The sequence below is a fragment of the Microbacterium sp. 2FI genome (assembly GCF_005502885.1).
Lineage (GTDB): Bacteria > Actinomycetota > Actinomycetes > Actinomycetales > Microbacteriaceae > Microbacterium.
This window is the reverse complement of the sequence record NZ_SCMR01000020.1, coordinates 1-17,377: the sequence shown is the minus strand read 5'-3', so window position 1 is coordinate 17,377 and position 17,377 is coordinate 1. Positions and strand designations below refer to the sequence as shown.

Here is a 17,377-nt window from a genome sequence, read left to right as displayed (position 1 = left end):
GCCCCCTAGGCGTCCGCCGGACGGAATCGTCGGACGGCGTGAGGCAAGCGTAGTGGGGGCCGGGGTCAGCGGTCGGCGGATGCTGCCGCGGCGGCGTCTGCGACCTCGCCCGCAACGGGTGCCTTCGCCGGCGGGAGCCCCCGCTTCGCGCGCTCCTGCGCCTCGATGCGCGCGTACTCGCGGCGCTCGTTGCGGTCGGCGCGGATGACGCTGCGCAGCACGAAGAAGAACAGGGCGCTCACGACGACGGTCGGCAGCAGCGACCACAGCACAGCGACCCAGTAGTTCTCCATGAGTTCCAGGATACGCGGGGCGCCGACTCCTCCCCAGCCGGGGCGGCGCGCGGCCTTGTCCACACCTGGGCCCCGGGCATCCGATCACGGATGCCGACGCCGCACGCTCATGCCATGACCACCATCGTGAAGGCCGCGAATGCGGCCGCGTTCCTCACCCTCGTCCCCCGCATGCTCGGATTCCACCCGACGCAGAGCCTCGTCCTCATCCCGTTCGCGCGGTCGCGCAGCCTCGGCGCGATGCGCGTGGACCTGCCCGACGACGAGCCCGACGCCCTCGATCGCGTCGCGTCGACCGTCATCGGCATGGCATGCAGAATCGCGGACGCCGATGCCGTCGCCTTCGTCGTGTACACCGATGCGCGATTCGACGCGGGCGGAGGCGTGCCGCACGCCGACCTGATGTCTGCCCTCGAGCGCCGTGCCGACGCGTGCGGCCTGCACGTGACCGATGCGCTGTGCGTGGCCGCGGACGCCTGGCGCCGCTACCTCGACGCGGACGGGCCGGCGCTCGGGCACCCGCTCAGCGAACTCGACGCGATCGACGCGCGGGACGCACTCGAGAATCTCCCGCCTGAGACCGAGCCCGCCGGCGATCAGGCGTCGGGGGCGGAGCTGCCCGAGGTCGATCTCGCCGAGAAGGAGCGCGTCGGCCGCGCGATCGCGGCACTGCGCGAAGCCGTCGGCCTCGTGTGCGGGTCGCAGGCCGACGAGCCGGCCCACCCGAACGCCGACGAGCCGCGCATCGACCCGCTGGCGCTCGCGGCGATGTGCACGCTCGACGACCTGCCGACCCTGTTCGAGGCTGCGCTCGCGTGGCGCCCCGACGCACTCGAGCCGTACCAGACCGCCGCGCTCGGCTGGTGCCTGAGCCGCCCCGCGCTGCGCGACATCGCCCTGGTTCAGTGGGTCGGGGGCATGGATGCCGGCGACGAGGCCTTCGATGCGCAGCTGCGCTGGGAGGCCGGCGAAGAGTATCCCGCCCACCTCGCGATGCACATGTGGGGCGAGGGCGAGCAGCCCGACCCGGCGCGGCTGCACACCGCGCTCGAGCTGGTCCGCCACGTCGCCGCAGCAGTCCCGCGCGAGGGGCGGCCGGGCCCGCTCGCGACGTGCGCATGGATGGCGTGGGCGCTCGGCCGCTCGACCCACGCCGACGTCTACGCCCGGCAGGCGTGCGAGATCGAGCCCGAGCACGGCCTGGCCGAGATCGTGCGCTCGTTCGTGCACGTCGGGCATCTGCCCGAGTGGGCGTTCCAGCGCGGGGGAACCGCTACGTGACCAGCGGGAACCGCTACTTGACGAGCGGGAACAAGATCGTTTCGCGGATCCCGAGCCCCGTGATCGCCATGAGCAGGCGGTCGATGCCCATGCCCATGCCGCCGGTCGGCGGCATGCCGTGCTCGAGGGCACGCAGGAACTCCTCGTCGATGCGCATCGCCTCCAGGTCGCCGCGGGCTGCGAGCTTGGCCTGCTCGACGAAGCGCTCGCGCTGGATCACCGGGTCGACGAGTTCGGAGTACCCCGTCGCGAGTTCGAAGCCGCGTACGTACAGATCCCACTTCTCGACGACGCCCGGGATCGAGCGATGCTCGCGCACGAGCGGGCTGGTGTCGAGCGGGAAGTCCATGACGAACGTGGGCCGCGTGAGTCCTGTCTTCACGAAGTGCTCCCACAGCTCCTCGACGAGCTTGCCGTGGGTCGCGTGAGGGGGCACATCGACGCCGGCGTCTGCGGCGAAGGCGAGGAGCTCGTCGAGCGAGGTCTGCGGGGTGACCTCGCGACCGGATGCCTCGGAGAGCGACGCGTACATCGAGAGGCGATCCCACTGACCGCCGAGGTCGTACTCGGTGCCGTCGGCCCACGTCACCGTGGTCGAACCGGCCACCGCGACGGCGGCGTTCTGGATGAGCTCCTGCGTGAGATCGGCGATGCCGTTGTAGTCGCTGTACGCCTGGTAGGCCTCGAGCATCGCGAACTCGGGACTGTGGGTCGAGTCGGCGCCTTCGTTGCGGAAGTTGCGGTTGATCTCGTACACCCGGTCGATGCCGCCGACGACAGCCCGCTTGAGGAAGAGCTCGGGCGCGATGCGCAGGTACAGGTCGGCGTCGAACGCGTTGGAGTTGGTGATGAAGGGGCGCGCCGACGCACCGCCGTGCTGCACCTGCAGCATCGGGGTCTCGACCTCGATGAACTCGTGGGCGGTGAAGGTCTGACGCAGGCTCGCATTGACCTTGGCGCGCGCGACGACCGTCTCGCGCGCGCGGTCGCGCACGATGAGATCGAGGAAGCGGCTGCGCACACGGCTCTCCTCGCTGAGCTCGGTGTACATGTTCGGCAGGGGCATGATCGCCTTCGCCGCGATCTGCCAGTCGGCGACCATGATCGACAGCTCGCCGCGGCGGCTCGAGATCACCTCGCCGGTCACGAACACGTGGTCGCCGAGGTCGACGAGCTCCTTCCACGCCTGCAGCGACTCGTCGCCGACGGACGCGAGCGACACCATCGCCTGGATGCGGCTGCCGTCGCCGGCCTGCAGGGTGGCGAAGCAGAGCTTGCCGGTGTTGCGACTGAAGACGATGCGTCCGGCGACGGCGGCCGTCTCGCCCGTCTCGGCACCGGCCTCGAGGTCGCCGAAGCGCGCGCGCAGCGCGGGGATCGTGTCGGTGACGGGGACTCCGACCGGGTACGCGCCGCCGGCGGCATCCGCTCGCTCCGCGATGAGTCGCTCGCGCTTGGCCAGGCGCACCGCCTTCTGCTCGAAGACCTCTTCTTCGGTCGGCTCGGGGGCGTCGCTCGTTGGCGCAGTCGTATCGGTCATCGCGGGAGGCTCCTTGCAAAGTCGCCGCCCAGTCTATCGGCGGGCGCCTCCGTGCTTTCTGAGCAGGGCGCGCGCCTCGTGCGGCGAACCTCAGCCGAGCTCGAGGGCTTCGCCGAGCGGCGCCCAGCGGATGCGATCGCGGATGTCGGGATCGGATGCCGAGAACACGCGCTCGGCGTCGTCCTCCTGCTGGCTGAAGTGGCTCCAGCCCTCGACGTGCACAGGCACGACGGTGCCGGGGTCGGCGAGGCCGATGAGCTCGACGGCGTCGGCGGCATCCATCGTGTAGGTGATGGGACCGGTGAGCGGAAACTTCACCAGCCCGATGTGCACGATCGCGACATCGGGACGGAGTCCGGTCGCCGCTTCGCGGAGCGCGGGGTGCAGCACGGTGTCGCCGGTGATCCAGACGCCGGGGCGCTCGGCGTCGCCGAGGCTCAGCGCGAAGCCGATGACCGGGCCCACGAGCGGCAGCGTGAACGGCGGACCGTGACGGCACGGCGTCGCGGTGATCCGCAGCGGCGCGCGGCCGGGAGCCGTCAGCACCGTCGTCGCGCCGGCAGCGAGCCCCCGCGCGTCGGGGTGGGCGATCGCCCGAGCTCCGGCGACGGTGGTCACGAGGGTCCGCGCCTGTCCGAGACCGGCTCGACCGGAGTCATCGAGGTTGTCTGCGTGGTGGTGGTGGCTCACGAGGGCGACGTCGACGGGTCCGATCTCATCGAGGCCGATGGCCGGCCCGGTCGTCTTGCGCGAACTCGTGCCGAACGCGAACGAGTAAGTACGGCCGGGCGGGTCGAAGGTGGGGTCGGTGAGGATCCGCCATCCGGCCCATTCGATGAGCACCGTCGGGCCGCCGATCCGGGTGACGCGCAGGCTCATCCGTCGATCGTAGCGGTGGGCGGATCGGTGGCCGCGCCCGATTCGGCGAGCGCGTGATCGATCGTGGAGTGGACGAGCACCGACAGGAAAGGTCCGGGGTTCGGCACGCCGGCGGTGGCGAGGAGCGCCGCGGCCTGCCGCACGATCGAGCGCGAGAAGTCGGTCGCCGTCGAGATCGCCTCGGCATACGCCGCCCGTCCTTCCTCGCTGACGACGATCGGCTCGCAGCCGAGCTCGACAGCCAGCGCCTGCGCGATCGGCAGCACCGGGCCCGGTGCCGTCACCGCCGCGTAGGCGTGGGGCAGCTGGCGCAGATCCATCGAGGTGCCGGTGAAGGCGATGGCCGGATGGACGGCGAGCGGGATCGCGCCCCGCGTGAGCACAGGGGCGAGGATGCCGGTGCCGTACGCGGGATCGGTGTGCAGCACGAGCTGCCCCGGCTGCCACGCGCCGACCTCGGCGAGCCCGGTGACGAGCCCTTCGAGCTGGTCGTGCGGCACCGCGACGATGACGAGCTCGCTGCGTCGCGCGACCTCGGTCGCGTCGAGCGTCGGCACGCCGGGGAGGATCGCCTCGACGCGCTCGGGATCGGATCCGGGCGTGATGCCGACGAGCGCGTGGCCGGCGCCCGCGAGGGCGGCGCCGATCACGGGGCCTACTCGGCCCGCGCCGATGATCCCGACACCGAGCCGGCCGTCGCGGGTCATGCGAACCCCTCCGGCGCGGCCACGGCAGGCGCCTCAGCCACGGCAGGCATCTCGGCTGCCTCCGGTGCTGCATCCGCTTCGTCCGTCGCGCTCACCGCGGCATCCGAAGCCCAGCGATGCGTGCGATCGTCGGAGGCGGCGAGCACCGTCGCGCGCGACACATCCTCGAACAGTGCGAGCGCGACGGCGCGGTCGATCGCGGCGAGGTTCGCGTACACGGGTCCGCTGACGACGTGCGCGCGGAGCCCCGCGATACGTGCCATGCGATCCACCGGACCCTGGTGCAGCGCGAAGCTCTGCAGGCGGGCCAGCGGCAGGATCGCGAGCTTGCGCCACACGATGCCGCGCCGCAGCAGCAGCACGTCGGACGTCAAGCGGAAGCCGTTGCGCTTCCACGAGAACGGCCGCACGAACCAGGCGCGCCGCGGTGTGGTCGTGAGGGTGTCGTCGGCATCGGGTCCGAGCATCCCCTCGCGCACGATCAGCGGCCACTCCGCCTCGGCGACGGTCGGCAGTGCGAGGCGGAGCACCCGCTCGACGTCGGCGACGGTGCCGACGGGCAGCACGGTGGTGAACTGGTCGGTCGACGAGTCGGCGGCGCTGCGGCCGGTGAGCCGGTTGATGCGAACGACCCACCACCCGAACGGCCGCCACAGGATCGGCTGCGTCACCTCGACCGCGTGCACGCGGCCCGGCGGCACGATCTCGGTGATCGTCGTGAGCAGGCCGAAGGTGATGCGCACGCCGTCGGGGGTCGGCGCGATGGAGTAGCGCAGCGACCGCATGATCGAGCGCACCCAGTACGCGGCGAAGCCGATGATCGCGGGCACCATGCCGAAGATCAGCCATGTGACGCCCTGCGAGACTCCGATGATCACGGCCACGGCGGCAACGATCAGGCCGAGCGTCGAGAAGCTGATGATGTGCGAGGCGATGAGCCGGCCGACCGGGATGTGCACGACCGAGTCGGGCACCAGAACCGGCGCCTCGTCGCCTTCGATGAGGCCGGTGAGCCCGCGGCTGACCGTCTGGCCGAGGGCTGCGGTGCGCGAGGTCGCACCGGCTGCGGATGCGGCATCCGTTCGCGCCGCCGCTTCCGCGAGCCGACGACCCGAGGCGAGGCGCAGGATGTCGGCCCGCACCGCCTCGGCGTTGGAGGTCGACAGGTATTCGAGCTTGACGTTCGAGTCGGTGCCGGCGCCGACGACCTCGAGCTTCGCCGTGCCGAGCAGGCGGGCGATCATCGGCCGTGTCAGGTTCACGCCCTGCACGCGGTCGAGGGGCGCGCGGCGCTGCGTGCGGAAGAGGATGCCGCTGCGCACCTCGACGTCGTCGTCGGTGATGCGGAAGGTGTGGAACCGCCACGACAGATAGAAGAACGCGACGACGACGATCAGCACGCCGAGCACCGCGAGGATCGCGACGAGGTACAGGTTGTTGGCGATGACGAAGTCGATCGGGTCGCCCGTGCTCTCCCACTCCTCGTATTCCTCGAAGTCGTCGCCGAACGTCGGGACGAAGATCGCGATCAGCCGATCGCGGAGGTTGGCGACGACGAGGCCGATCACGATCAGGAGCACCAGACCGCCGCGCAGCAGCGGCGTCAGCGGGTGCAGGCGGTGCCACTCGCCGTCGCTGAGCGGCGAGCGCACGAGTTCGCGCGGCGGCGCGTGCGGCGGCGGCGCGTTCGGCGGCGTCGCGTCGGGGGTGGGGCCGAGGTCGCTCATAGGCCGGTGCGGCGGCTCTCGGCGACGGCGATGAGGTGATCGCGCAGGGTCTCGGCGGTCGCCTGTTCGAGTCCGGGGATTACGACACCGGTCGCCGCGGCGGCCGTGACGAACTTCAGCTGCGCGATGCCGAAGCCGCGGTCGAGGGGGCCGTGGGTGATGTCGACGAGCTGCATGCGCCCGTAGGGCACGGCGACGAAGCGCTGCCACAGGATGCCGCGACGGAACACCAGATCATCCGCGCGCAGCTGATACCCGATCGCTCGCGCCTGGCGCGGCATGATCGCGAGGGTCCAGCCGAGGAGCACGGTCATGATGCCGCCCGGGATCCACGCCCACATCTGGTTCAGCCCGAGGGTCAGCACGAGCGTCGCCGCGATCACGATCGCGAGGAACGAGCCCGACGAGATGAGCTGCACCCACACGTACTTCGGCGAGATCTGGTGCCAGACCCCCTCCTCGAGCGCGAGCCGGTTCTCGGAGCGCGGCTCGACGAGGCGATCGAACGTGCCCGAATCCGCGGTCTCTTCCGCGGTCTCGTCCGCGGTCTCGTCCGCGACCACGAGCGCGTCAGTGATCGTGGAGTCGCGGGGTGAGTCCGGGGTCTCCGCCGGGCTGTTCGTCATCGTCGTCCTTCCGGATGGTGCACAGGTGCTCGGCGATCAGCCCTGCCGCCACGAGCAGCCCGCCGCACACGATCGTCGCGATGATGGTGCCCATCGAGCCTAGCGACGGCGTGACGGGGCGGGTCGCGAGGAAGAGCAGCAGTCCCACGCCGACTCCGCCGAGGGCCGCGCCCACGATGCTCGATGCCTTCGCGAGCATCGCGATGCGGAGGGCGCGGAACGGGTTGAGGGCCGTCGTCGCCGTCCCCCGGGTCGCTCGGCGGACCGGTAGCGCGAGCACGATGACCACGGCGCCGAGGAGGGCGAGCAGGATCGGGAGCGTGACGGCCGGCGTGAAGGTCGATCGCCCGGACACCGTCAGCAGCTGGTCGAGGAGGAACCCGGCACCGATGCCGAGAACCGCGGCGATCGTGAGGATGCCGACGCCGGTGCGCTTCATCGATCGCCGCCCAGCCGCGCGAGGGCGTCGTCGACGCGGCCGATGCCGGGGAGGAATGCGTCGGCGTCGATGCTCAGCCACGGCGCGAGGACGAAGTCCCGCTCGGCGGCACGCGGGTGCGGGAGGGTGAGCGTGGCGGTGTCGGTGCGCACGTCGCCGTACGCGATGAGATCCAGGTCGAGTGTGCGATCACCCCAGCGCTCGCGCCGCTCGCGGCCGTGCCGTGCCTCGATCGCGTGCAGGTACGACAGCAGCACGGTGGGGGCGAGGCGGGTCGTCACGAGGGCCACGGCGTTGAGGTAGGCGGGCGCGTCGGGGTCGGCTCCCGATGGCTTGATCGCGACCGACTCGACGGCCGCCGACGCGCGGACCTCGTCGACGAGCGGCAGCAGGCGCAGCTCCTCGACGGCTTCCGCGAGCGCCGCTCGGCGATCCCCGAGGTTCGCGCCGAGGGCCACGACCGCCTCGACCGTCGTGCGAGGCGGCCGCTCCCCGTCGCCCGAGAATCCCTCGGCGAGGCGGCGGCTCACGATCGCTCCATCGAGCGCTCGATGCTCACGGCGACGTCGGCGAAGGTCAGCGGGATGGGGGCGTCGGGCTTGTGGACCGTCACACGCGTGCGTTCGACGCGTCTGTCGGCGAGCACCGCGTCGGCGAGGCGCTGCGCGAGCGTCTCGAGCAGATCGACCGGCTCGCCCGCGACGATCGCGGCCAGGCGTTCGGCCAGCTCGCCGTAGTGCACGGTATCGGCGACGTCGTCGCTCGTGGCGGCGGGGCGCGTGTCGAGGTGGAGCGTCACGTCGACCACGAAGTACTGGCCGACGCGGCGCTCGTCGTCGTAGACGCCGTGGTGCCCGAAGACCCGGAGCCCGGTCAGCGTGATCTGGTCGGCGACCATGGGTCGGTCCCCTTTCCGAGTCCGGCGATCCGCAGCGCGTCGCGCGTCGCGGCGACGTCGTGCACGCGCACCGCCCAGACGCCGGCCTCGTCGGCGAGCACGCTCGTCACCGCGGTTGCGAGATCGCGGCGCACCTCGGTCGCCTCGCCGGCGTCGCGGTCTTCGAGGGCGTCGGCGAGGAAGCGCTTGCGGCTCGTGCCGACGAGCACCCGCGGGCCCATTCCGACGATGCGCGGCAGGCCGTGGAGCAGCTCCCAGTTCTGCGCGCCCTGCTTGCCGAAGCCGAAACCGGGGTCGACGATGACGCGAGCGGGAGGGATGCCGGCTGCTGCCGCGGCCGCCATGCGCTCGGCGAGCTCGGCACGGACGTCGGCGACCACCGAGCCGTACTGCGCCCGTGCGTACATGTCTGCCGACGGCCCCCGCCAGTGGCCGAGGGCGATGTCGGCGTTGGTCTCGGCGACCGCGGCGAGAAGCTCGGGATCGGCGAGGCCGCCCGACACGTCGTTGACGATGCGGGCACCCGCCCCGATCGCCGCGCGCGCCGTCGACGCGTTCATGGTGTCGATGCTCACGACGGCGCCGGCTGCGGCAAGCGCTCGGATGACGGGGATGACGCGCTCCTGCTCGAGCGCCGCCGGCACGCGCTCGGCCCCGGGTCGCGTCGATTCGCCGCCGACGTCGAGGATGTCGGCGCCCTCGGCGCGCAGTCGCAGTCCGTGCGCGATGGCCGCTTCGGGATCGGCGTGACGACCGCCGTCGCTGAACGAGTCGGGGGTGACGTTGAGGATCCCCATGATGAGCGCGGTCATGGGCGGTGGGCGCCGATGAGGGCGACGAGCTCGGCCCGCGCCGCGGGGTCGGCGAGCTCGCCGCGCGCCGCGATCGTGACGGTCGACGCGTCGGGTTGGCGTCCGCCTCGCATCGTCACGCACTCGTGCGTCGCATCGAGCACGACCAGCACACCGCGGGCGTCGAGGGATGCCGCGATGACGTCGGCGATCTGCTCGCCGAGCCGCTCCTGCACCTGCGGGCGCGCCGAGAGGATGTCGACGACACGCGGCAGCGCGCCGAGGCCCACCACCTGTTCGCCGGGGAGGTAGGCGATGTGAGCGAGTCCGCGGAACGGCAGGAGGTGGTGCTCGCACATCGAGCGGAAGCGGATGTCGCGGAGCATCACCGCACCCGAGGGAAGAGTCTCAGGGGCGGGTCCGCGCGCGATCGAGATCGTGTGCGCGAGAGGTGCCGCGGCATCCTCTCCCACGCCCGCGAAGAACTCGGCGTACGCGTCGGCGACGCGCTCGGGAGTCTGTCGCAGGCCCGGGCGATCGGCATCCTCGCCGATAGCCTCGAGCAGCTCGCGCACGAGCGCGGCGATGCGCTGTCGGTCTACGGACACAGGCCGAGCCTACGCGGTCGCGGGTCGGGCCTGACCGGTGGGGCGGCGCTTCGCGACGGGCTCGGCCGCCGTCTGCTCGGCCTCGACGCTCGCCGCGACCGCGGCGGGCTCGGGCCGGGCCGGAACGTTGACCGGGGGCAGCTGCGAAACCGGACGCTGCTCGCTCGAGAGCCACTGCGGGCGCGGAGGCAGGCGCTTGATGTCGGTGAACAGCTCGGCGAGCTCGAGGTGGTCGAGCGTCTCCTTCTCGAGCAGTTCGAGGGCGAGCTTGTCGAGGATGTCGCGGTTGGCGTTGATGACCTCGTACGCCTCGTTGTGCGCCTGCTCGATGAGCGCGCGCACCTGGGCGTCGACGCGTTCGGCGACGCGCTCGGAGAACTCGCGACCGTGACCCATGTCGCGGCCCATGAAGACCTCGCCCGAGGACTGGCCGAGCTTGACCGGCCCGATGTCGCCGGTCATTCCGTACTCGGTGACCATCTTGCGGGCGATGTTCGTCGCCTTCTCGATGTCGTTCGACGCGCCGGTGGTGGGGTCGTGGAAGACGATCTCCTCGGCGACACGGCCGCCCATCGCGTACGCGAGCTGGTCCTGCAGCTCGTTGCGGGTGACGGAGTACTTGTCGTCGAGTGGCAGCACCATCGTGTAGCCGAGAGCCTTGCCGCGCGGGAGGATCGTGACCTTCGTGACCGGGTCGGTGTGGTTCATCGCGGCTGCTGCGAGCGCGTGACCGCCCTCGTGGTACGCCGTGATGAGCTTCTCCTTGTCCTTCATCACGCGGGTGCGGCGCTGCGGGCCGGCGAGCACGCGGTCGATCGCCTCGTCGAGTGCACGGTTGTCGATCAGCTGCGCGTTCGAGCGGGCGGTCAGCAGGGCCGCCTCGTTCAGGACGTTCGCGAGGTCGGCGCCGGTGAAGCCGGGGGTCTTGCGGGCGACGACCTCGAGGTCGACGCCGTCGGCGAGGGGCTTGCCGCGGCCGTGCACCTCGAGGATCTTCTGGCGTCCCTTGAGGTCGGGCGCGTCGACGCCGATCTGGCGGTCGAAGCGGCCCGGGCGCAGCAGCGCCGGGTCGAGGATATCGGGGCGGTTGGTCGCCGCGATGACGATGACGTTGACCTTCGGGTCGAATCCGTCCATCTCGACGAGCATCTGGTTGAGCGTCTGCTCGCGCTCGTCGTGGCCGCCGCCCATGCCGGCGCCGCGGTGGCGGCCGACGGCGTCGATCTCGTCGATGAAGATGATCGCGGGCGAAGTCTCCTTCGCCTGGTTGAACAGGTCGCGCACGCGGCTCGCGCCGACGCCGACGAACATCTCGACGAAGTCCGAGCCCGAGATCGAATAGAACGGCACGCCGGCCTCACCCGCGACGGCGCGGGCGAGCAGGGTCTTGCCGGTTCCGGGAGGGCCGTACAGCAGCACGCCCTTGGGGATGCGGGCGCCGACGTTCTGGAAGCGGGTCGGATCCTTGAGGAAGTCTTTGATCTCCTCGAGCTCTTCGATCGCCTCGTCCGACCCCGCGACGTCGGCGAAGGTGACCTGCGGCATCTCCTTCGTGACCAGCTTCGCGCGCGACTTCCCGAACTGCATGACCTTGCTGCCGCCGCCCTGAGCCGACGAGAGCAGCCACCAGAACAAGAGGCCCAGCAGCAGGATCGGCAGCAGGAGCGAGATGAAGCCGTCGAAGAACGACGGGCGCGGCACGCTGTCATTGAACCCGTCGGCGGGGTCGGCGGCGGTGATCGCCTCGACGACCTCGTCGGCACGCGCCGAGACGTAGTAGAACTGCACGTCACTCGCGCCGTCGTACTCCTCCGACAGCTTCATGTCGACACGCTGGTCGCCGTCGGTCGTGACGACCTCGGTGACGGTGGAGCCTGCGAGGAGTTCGAGACCCTCCTGCGTCGAGATCTGCTTCGCACCGCCGAGGCTCGAGATGAGCGAGAAGCCCACGATCAGGAACACCCCGATGAGCAGCACGTAGAAGAGCGGATTGCGGGTGATCTTCTTGAACATGGTGCGGGCGTGCGCCCGTGTCCCTTCTTCGACGAACCGCCGACACGAGGACAGGATGCCGCGGCAGCAGTGGAAATCAGGGTATCGCGGGGTTCTTGTGGGTCTCCTGCGGATTCACCGAGGGCGTAATCGCGCGCTTCGACCCCGCGGGTCAGGCGTAGACGTGCGGCGCAAGGATCGCGACGTCCCGCAGATTGCGGTACTTCTCGGCGTAGTCGAGCCCGTATCCGACGACGAATTCGGTGGGGATGTCGAAGCCGACGTACTTGCAGTGCACCACGACCTTGGCCGCCTCGGGCTTGCGCAGGAGCGCGAAGACCTCGACCGACGCGGCACCGCGCGAGGCGAAGTTCTCGAGCAGCCACGACAGCGTGAGGCCCGAGTCGATGATGTCCTCGACGATCAGCACGTGCTTGCCGTGCAGGTCGGTGTCGAGGTCCTTGCGGATCTGGACGACACCGCTGGACTTCGTGCCCGCGCCGTACGACGACACCGCCATCCAGTCCATCGGAACGAGGGTCGGAAGCGCACGCGAGAAGTCGGCCATGACCATGACGGCGCCCTTGAGCACGCCGACGAGCAGCAGATCCTTGCCGTCGTAGTCGGAGGCCACCTGGGCTGCGATGTCGTCGAGCTTCGTCCGGATCTCCTCCTCGGTGACGAGAACCCGGGTGATGTCACTGGAGACGTCGGCGGCGCGCATGGGGAGAGTCTAGAACGACGTGTCGCCACGGACAGTGGGGGGACTCACCACGAGCACCTCGAGCAGCTCCGCCTTCTCGGGCGCGGTGAGCACCCACGTGACCTCGATGTACCAGGTCTCGCCGTCGTCGGAGTCGCGGGAGTACCCCTCGGCGAATCGGGTGCCGCCGTCGGTCTCGCGCACGCGCCGATGGCTCCACCCATCGGCGGTGAGCCCCGCTTCGATCGCCGCGGCGGCATCTGCCGAGGCATCCGTCTGTGTGACCAGAGTCTGATACGCGCGCACCTGCCACCACGCGGGGTCGCTCGGGCGCTCCTGCACCGTGACGGCCTCGCCGTAGCGCGGCTCGGACTGGGTGATGAGGTCGTCGGTGAGCAGAGCCTCCGGCACGAGGGCGAGCACCTCGGCGGTCAGGCGCTCGGACTCGATGCGGTATTCATCGAGGCGGCTTTCGGGTGTCATGGCGCAGCCTCCGAGGAGCAGGGCGAGCAGGGCGACCGCCGTGACGGCCAGGAGTCGGAGCATCCGTCACTCGATCCGGGTGTAGTGCGGCTCGTAGTCCGCGCTGTCGATGCCGTCGACGGTCACCGATCGACCAGCTGCGAAGACGTACTCGCTCGGCGCGAAGACCTCGGCCCGGCCGCCCGTGATCACGGCGACGATGCCGTTCATCGCCGTCGAGTGCGGAGTGAAGAGCGTCGTGTGCACGTCGACCTGGCGGATGAAGCCGTTGCCGGGCTCGCTGTAGTCCTCGAGGTCGGGGCTCGTCGGGTCGCCGTCGACGAGCCTGCCGGTCTCGAGCCGTACGACCCCCTCGGCGGTGAGCGCCGACTGGCCGTGCAGGGCCCCGGCATCCCCGCCCTGCACGAAGCCGACGACGAGGTCGTTGCGCACCATGAGCGAGTAGTGGGGGACGCCCGCGGTGTACGGGAAGTCCGCGAGACCCGAGACGCCGTGCCCCATACCGGCCGACGCGACGTAGAGCACCCGATCTGCTCGCAGGCCCGCCTGCTCGGCGAGGCCCACGGTCGCGCCGCCGTAGCTGTGGCCGAGCACGGTGAGCGTGGCCGAATCGGGCATCGCGACGCCGGCCGCGAAGTCGCGGAGCTTGGGAGCGAGCGCCGCCGAGTAGTCGGCGCTCGTGGCCTCGAGCAGGTCTCCGGGGAACTCGCCGCCGGCCCATTGGAAGACCGCGGACTCCCGACCGGACAGGGCATAGAGGTCGGCTCCGAGGTCGTCCGAGAACGACGTCATCGTGGCTGCCGTCCCCGGCACCGATATCGCCACGTGCCTGACCCAGGCAGGGATATCGCCCGTGGCCGCATCGATGGGACCGTGATAGGTGCCGATCGCCTGGGATCGCGGATCGAAGACCACGACGCGGGCACCCGTGTCGACGTGGGCGTGGCGGTTCTCGTCGATCCACGTGACGCGCTGCGTCAAGAGGCCCTGATAGATGACGATCACTGCGCGGTGATCGGCGATCCGGGCGTCGTAGGCTGCGCGGATCGCGCTCGGCGTCTGCCCCGGGTACGACGACGGGTTCGCGATCTCGGCGTCGCGCTTCGCCTCGAGCGCGGCGATCTGCGCCTCACGATGATCGATCTCGTCGCCGATGCTGCGGCGGTTCGCGGCCACCCGATCGCGAATGGGCACACCGTCGAGATTGCCGATGACGAGAGGGGATGCCGCGATCATCGCGTCGCGCTGGTCGCTCGACATCGCCCCCCACACCTGGCGGATGACGTCGGAGTCGCCGAGAGAGGCCAGTCCCGTGGCTGAGACGCCGTCGACGTCGCCGGCCCACAGCGACGCGACGGCGAGACGCGCGGTCAAAGATGCGGGGGCGGATGCCGCAAGCTCGGCGAGCAGCGGCACCGCACGCAACTGCTCCGCGGTGAAGCGGTCGAGCTCGTCGCGCTCGAGCTGGAGGGCGAGCACAGCAGCCCGCGCGTCGCGGAAGTCGTCGATGGCCGCGCTCCAGCGCGCGAGGTGGGCGTGGTCGTCGAGGTACAGCCACGACGGGATCACGTCGTCCCATCCCAGGGCCCACCCGGTGATGAGCTCCGAGGCGGCGTTGAGCGCCTCGCCGCGGCGGATCCAGATCTGGTCGTAGGCGAAGTGGGCGTGACTCAGCGCCGAGACCGAGCGCAGCGCGATCGCGTCGAGCGAGGTGGCGTAGTCGTCCAGGATGCAGGCGACCGTGCCCGCAGCGGCCGCGGTGCGGTCGATCCGCTCGACAAGGGCTGCAATTCTCGGGCGCAGCGCATCGGGCGCCTCGCCGACGAGTCCGGTCATCGCTCCGAGCGCGCCCCGCGCCGATCCCGCACGGTCGGTGAGGACGCTCGAGCGGCTGCGGAACTGAGCGGCGGCCGACCGTACCGCGGAGCGGTCTCCGCGCGCGGGATCGACATCGATGCCGGGCAGGGTCATCGCGACCCCGCGAGCCGTGTGTCGATGTCGGTGAGGGCGACCCCGATCAGCCGCGCGTCGGCGGAGGCCTCTTCCGCAACGCCGGCGAGCCCGACGGCCAGCTGCTCGATCAGGGCGTCGGCGTCGCCGAGAGCCGCCGCGACGGCGTCCGACCCCGTGACCGTCGGGTCGAGGGCGAATCCGGCAGACGCGGCGACCGACGCCTCACGCAGGCGCGCGACGGTCTGCTCGATCTCGACGTCGGTGATCTTCAGATCCGGCATCCGCACCCCCTGACCCGATCCACCCTAAGCCGATGCTCCGCCCGCGGTCTCGTCGCTTTCCACAGCTCCCGCCCGGAACTCGATCCGGCCGCCGACGCGGCGGGCGCGGCATCCGGGCAGGTCGATCGGGCCCTGGCCCGACCAATCCGTGACCAGGCGCGCGACCTCGAGCGTCTGCGTTCGCGTGAGGCTCGCACCGAACTCGGCGTCCACGACGTGGCGGATGATGCGGTGGCGGAGCGCCGGCGGGTTCGCCGCAAGCGCGGCAGCCGACACCGAGATGCCGGCCTCGGCGTGCTCGACGATGTCTTCGATCGTCTCGTCGATCATCTCGTCGAAGGCCTCGGCGTCTTCGCGCAGCTGCGCCGCGGTGCGCGCGAGGGCTTCGGCGATGCCCGGACCGAGCTCGGCCTCGAGGACGGGCAGCACGCTCTCGCGCACGCGCACCCGCGCGAAGCGGGGGTCGAGGTTGTGGGGGTCGTCCCACGGTTCGAGACCCTCGGCCGCGCACGCGGCCCGGGTCGTGATGCGTCGGACGCCCAGAAGCGGACGCAGCAGCGGGATGCCGTCGAGATCGGATGCCGCGGCCATCCCCTGCAGACTCGCGCCCCCCGATCCGCGAGCGAGGCCGAGCAGCACCGTCTCGGCCTGATCGTCGAGGGTGTGGCCGACGAGCACCGCGGCCGCGCCGGCGTCCTGGGCGGCGTCATGCAGTGCCCGGTATCGCGCGTCGCGTGCCGCAGCCTCGGGACCGGCGCCCTCGCCGACCTCGACCCGCGCCACGACGGCCTCGAGACCGAGTGCGCGAGCCTTCGCTGCGGCTGAGGCTGCAGCATCCGCCGATCCCGTTTGAAGGCCGTGGTCCACCGTCACCGCGACGATCCGGTGCCCCGATCCTCGCGCCTCGAAGGCCGCCGCCGCGGCCAGCGCGAGCGAGTCGGCGCCGCCCGAGAGTCCGACGACGATCGCCGACGAGGCAGGGAGGGCGGCGAGGGCGGCCCGCACCGCGCGGCGCACCTCGGCGACGGCAGGGTCCAAGCTGGGGCGGCGTTCCACGCACCCACGGTATCCCCGTCCCCGCCGCGACTAGGCTTGTCGCCGCACCCCACCCGTTTTTTCCAAGGAGCACACCATGGGCGCGTACGACGCCGTCATCGAGATCCCCCGCGGCAGCCGCGTCAAGTACGAGGTCGACCACGGCACCGGCCGCGTCTTCCTCGACCGCATCCTGTACACCGCGTTCGGATACCCCACCAACTACGGCTTCTTCGAGAACACCCTCGGCGAAGACGGCGACCCGCTCGACGTGCTGGTACTGCTCGACTTCGACCTCGCTCCGGGCGTCCTGGCCAGCGTGCGCCCGGTCGGCGTGCTGAAGATGAGCGACGAGGCGGGCGGCGACGACAAGGTCGTCGCTGTGCTCGCCAAGGACCCGCGCTGGGCGCACATCCAGGACGTCAACGACATCCCGGAGTACACCCGCAAGGAGATCGAGCACTTCTTCGAGCACTACAAGGACCTCGAGCCCAACAAGTGGGTCAAGGTCGACGAGTGGGCGAGCGCGGCCGAGGCCGAGCGCCTGGTCGACGAGGCCTTCGCGCGCTTCGCCGAGCACGAGGGTCAGACCAAGACGCAGGGTGAGGGCGTCGCGCCCAGCATCCTCTGACGCGTTTCACACGAAGAGCGGATGCCGACGGCATCCGCTCCTCGTCGTTCGAGGGCTCCGCGGCGGAGGTCAGACCGAGACGCCGCGGTCGCCCATGAAGTAGATCGGGTTCACGGGGTATCCGCTGACGTAGGTCTCGAAGTGCAGGTGGCAGCCGTACGAGTTTCCGGTGTTGCCTTCGCTGGCGATGAGCTGACCGGCGCTCACCCGCTGACCGTGGCGGACGAAGATGCCGCCCGGGCGGATGTGGGCGTAGCCGGTGCCGATGTTGTTGCCGTGGTCGATCTTGATGTAGTTGCCGTAGCCGCCGTTGTAGCCGGCGTAGACCACGGTGCCCGCGTGCGCGGCGTAGATTCCCGCGCCGCAGCCTGCGGCGAGGTCGACGCCGTAGTGGAAGGAGCTCGAGCAGCCGTTCTGTCCGCACACCTGGCTGCGGGGGCCGTAGCCCGAGCTGCGCCAGCCCGACGAGGGCCGCGCCCATCCTGAGCCGACCACCGCGCCGCCTCCGCC

General features: G+C 71.0%; 20 protein-coding genes. 2 read left to right on the top strand and 18 right to left on the bottom strand.

Features of this window, described 5'->3' with window-relative positions:
• Window positions 1-65: 65 nt before the first annotated feature.
• Window positions 66-293 carry a hypothetical protein gene (locus FFS15_RS14565; RefSeq protein ID WP_137845771.1) on the bottom strand — a complete coding sequence of 76 codons (228 nt, stop codon included), beginning with the start codon at window positions 291-293 and terminating at the stop codon, window positions 66-68.
• Window positions 294-407: 114 nt separating this feature from the next.
• Between FFS15_RS14565 and FFS15_RS14560 the strand changes: the two genes are divergently transcribed.
• Complete coding sequence (locus tag FFS15_RS14560; RefSeq protein WP_137845770.1) at window positions 408-1,574, top strand: DUF4192 family protein; 1,167 nt, start codon at window positions 408-410, stop codon at window positions 1,572-1,574.
• A 13-nt stretch (window positions 1,575-1,587) separates the two neighbouring features.
• On the opposite strand, the gene lysS is transcribed toward FFS15_RS14560, so the two are convergent.
• The 16 genes from lysS to tilS form a co-directional block, all read right to left on the bottom strand.
• Window positions 1,588-3,114 (bottom strand): lysine--tRNA ligase, encoded by a 1,527-nt coding sequence (lysS, locus tag FFS15_RS14555; protein WP_137845769.1) that lies wholly within the window; start codon window positions 3,112-3,114, stop codon window positions 1,588-1,590.
• 90 nt (window positions 3,115-3,204) lie between these two features.
• Window positions 3,205-3,993 carry an MBL fold metallo-hydrolase gene (locus tag FFS15_RS14550; protein ID WP_137845768.1) on the bottom strand — a complete coding sequence of 263 codons (789 nt, stop codon included), beginning with the start codon at window positions 3,991-3,993 and terminating at the stop codon, window positions 3,205-3,207.
• The gene (locus FFS15_RS14545) at window positions 3,990-4,700 is read right to left on the bottom strand and encodes a DUF2520 domain-containing protein (RefSeq protein ID WP_137845767.1); all 711 of its coding nucleotides are present in this window, start codon (window positions 4,698-4,700) and stop codon (window positions 3,990-3,992) included. Before FFS15_RS14545 ends, FFS15_RS14550 begins: the two co-directional genes overlap by 4 nt.
• Complete coding sequence (locus FFS15_RS14540; RefSeq protein ID WP_137845766.1) at window positions 4,697-6,427, bottom strand: PH domain-containing protein; 1,731 nt, start codon at window positions 6,425-6,427, stop codon at window positions 4,697-4,699. Before FFS15_RS14540 ends, FFS15_RS14545 begins: the two co-directional genes overlap by 4 nt.
• The gene (locus tag FFS15_RS14535) at window positions 6,424-7,053 is read right to left on the bottom strand and encodes a PH domain-containing protein (protein ID WP_137845765.1); all 630 of its coding nucleotides are present in this window, start codon (window positions 7,051-7,053) and stop codon (window positions 6,424-6,426) included. The genes FFS15_RS14540 and FFS15_RS14535 overlap by 4 nt, the downstream gene beginning before the upstream one ends.
• Window positions 6,998-7,492: a DUF3180 domain-containing protein gene (locus FFS15_RS14530; RefSeq protein ID WP_137845764.1), complete on the bottom strand. Its 495-nt coding sequence runs from the start codon at window positions 7,490-7,492 to the stop codon at window positions 6,998-7,000. The genes FFS15_RS14535 and FFS15_RS14530 overlap by 56 nt, the downstream gene beginning before the upstream one ends.
• Complete coding sequence (gene folK / locus FFS15_RS14525; protein ID WP_137845763.1) at window positions 7,489-8,022, bottom strand: 2-amino-4-hydroxy-6-hydroxymethyldihydropteridine diphosphokinase; 534 nt, start codon at window positions 8,020-8,022, stop codon at window positions 7,489-7,491. Before folK ends, FFS15_RS14530 begins: the two co-directional genes overlap by 4 nt.
• Window positions 8,019-8,390 carry a dihydroneopterin aldolase gene (gene folB / locus FFS15_RS14520; RefSeq protein ID WP_137845762.1) on the bottom strand — a complete coding sequence of 124 codons (372 nt, stop codon included), beginning with the start codon at window positions 8,388-8,390 and terminating at the stop codon, window positions 8,019-8,021. The genes folK and folB overlap by 4 nt, the downstream gene beginning before the upstream one ends.
• Entirely contained in the window at window positions 8,366-9,202 is an 837-nt protein-coding gene (gene folP / locus FFS15_RS14515) for a dihydropteroate synthase (RefSeq protein WP_137845761.1), read from the bottom strand. The genes folB and folP overlap by 25 nt, the downstream gene beginning before the upstream one ends.
• The gene (folE, locus tag FFS15_RS14510; protein ID WP_137845760.1) at window positions 9,199-9,789 is read right to left on the bottom strand and encodes a GTP cyclohydrolase I; all 591 of its coding nucleotides are present in this window, start codon (window positions 9,787-9,789) and stop codon (window positions 9,199-9,201) included. The genes folP and folE overlap by 4 nt, the downstream gene beginning before the upstream one ends.
• Before the next feature lie 9 nt (window positions 9,790-9,798).
• A complete protein-coding gene (gene ftsH, locus FFS15_RS14505) occupies window positions 9,799-11,802 on the bottom strand; it encodes an ATP-dependent zinc metalloprotease FtsH (RefSeq protein WP_137845759.1) in 2,004 nt (667 codons plus the stop codon).
• 151 nt (window positions 11,803-11,953) lie between these two features.
• Window positions 11,954-12,505 carry a hypoxanthine phosphoribosyltransferase gene (hpt, locus tag FFS15_RS14500; protein WP_137845758.1) on the bottom strand — a complete coding sequence of 184 codons (552 nt, stop codon included), beginning with the start codon at window positions 12,503-12,505 and terminating at the stop codon, window positions 11,954-11,956.
• A 9-nt stretch (window positions 12,506-12,514) separates the two neighbouring features.
• Window positions 12,515-13,030 carry a hypothetical protein gene (locus FFS15_RS14495; protein WP_137845757.1) on the bottom strand — a complete coding sequence of 172 codons (516 nt, stop codon included), beginning with the start codon at window positions 13,028-13,030 and terminating at the stop codon, window positions 12,515-12,517.
• A gap of 3 nt (window positions 13,031-13,033) precedes the next feature.
• The gene (locus FFS15_RS14490; RefSeq protein WP_137845756.1) at window positions 13,034-14,938 is read right to left on the bottom strand and encodes an alpha/beta hydrolase; all 1,905 of its coding nucleotides are present in this window, start codon (window positions 14,936-14,938) and stop codon (window positions 13,034-13,036) included.
• Window positions 14,935-15,201 carry a hypothetical protein gene (locus FFS15_RS14485; protein WP_137845755.1) on the bottom strand — a complete coding sequence of 89 codons (267 nt, stop codon included), beginning with the start codon at window positions 15,199-15,201 and terminating at the stop codon, window positions 14,935-14,937. The genes FFS15_RS14490 and FFS15_RS14485 overlap by 4 nt, the downstream gene beginning before the upstream one ends.
• Window positions 15,202-15,225: 24 nt before the next feature.
• Entirely contained in the window at window positions 15,226-16,257 is a 1,032-nt protein-coding gene (gene tilS / locus FFS15_RS14480; protein ID WP_137845754.1) for a tRNA lysidine(34) synthetase TilS, read from the bottom strand.
• 76 nt (window positions 16,258-16,333) lie between these two features.
• Here tilS and ppa point away from each other — a divergent pair, with 76 nt between their 5' ends.
• Window positions 16,334-16,867 carry an inorganic diphosphatase gene (gene ppa / locus FFS15_RS14475; protein WP_137845753.1) on the top strand — a complete coding sequence of 178 codons (534 nt, stop codon included), beginning with the start codon at window positions 16,334-16,336 and terminating at the stop codon, window positions 16,865-16,867.
• A gap of 69 nt (window positions 16,868-16,936) precedes the next feature.
• On the opposite strand, the gene FFS15_RS14470 is transcribed toward ppa, so the two are convergent.
• Window positions 16,937-17,377, bottom strand: a 441-nt coding sequence (locus FFS15_RS14470; protein WP_137845752.1) for a M23 family metallopeptidase, incomplete at its 5' end; no start/stop codon positions are given.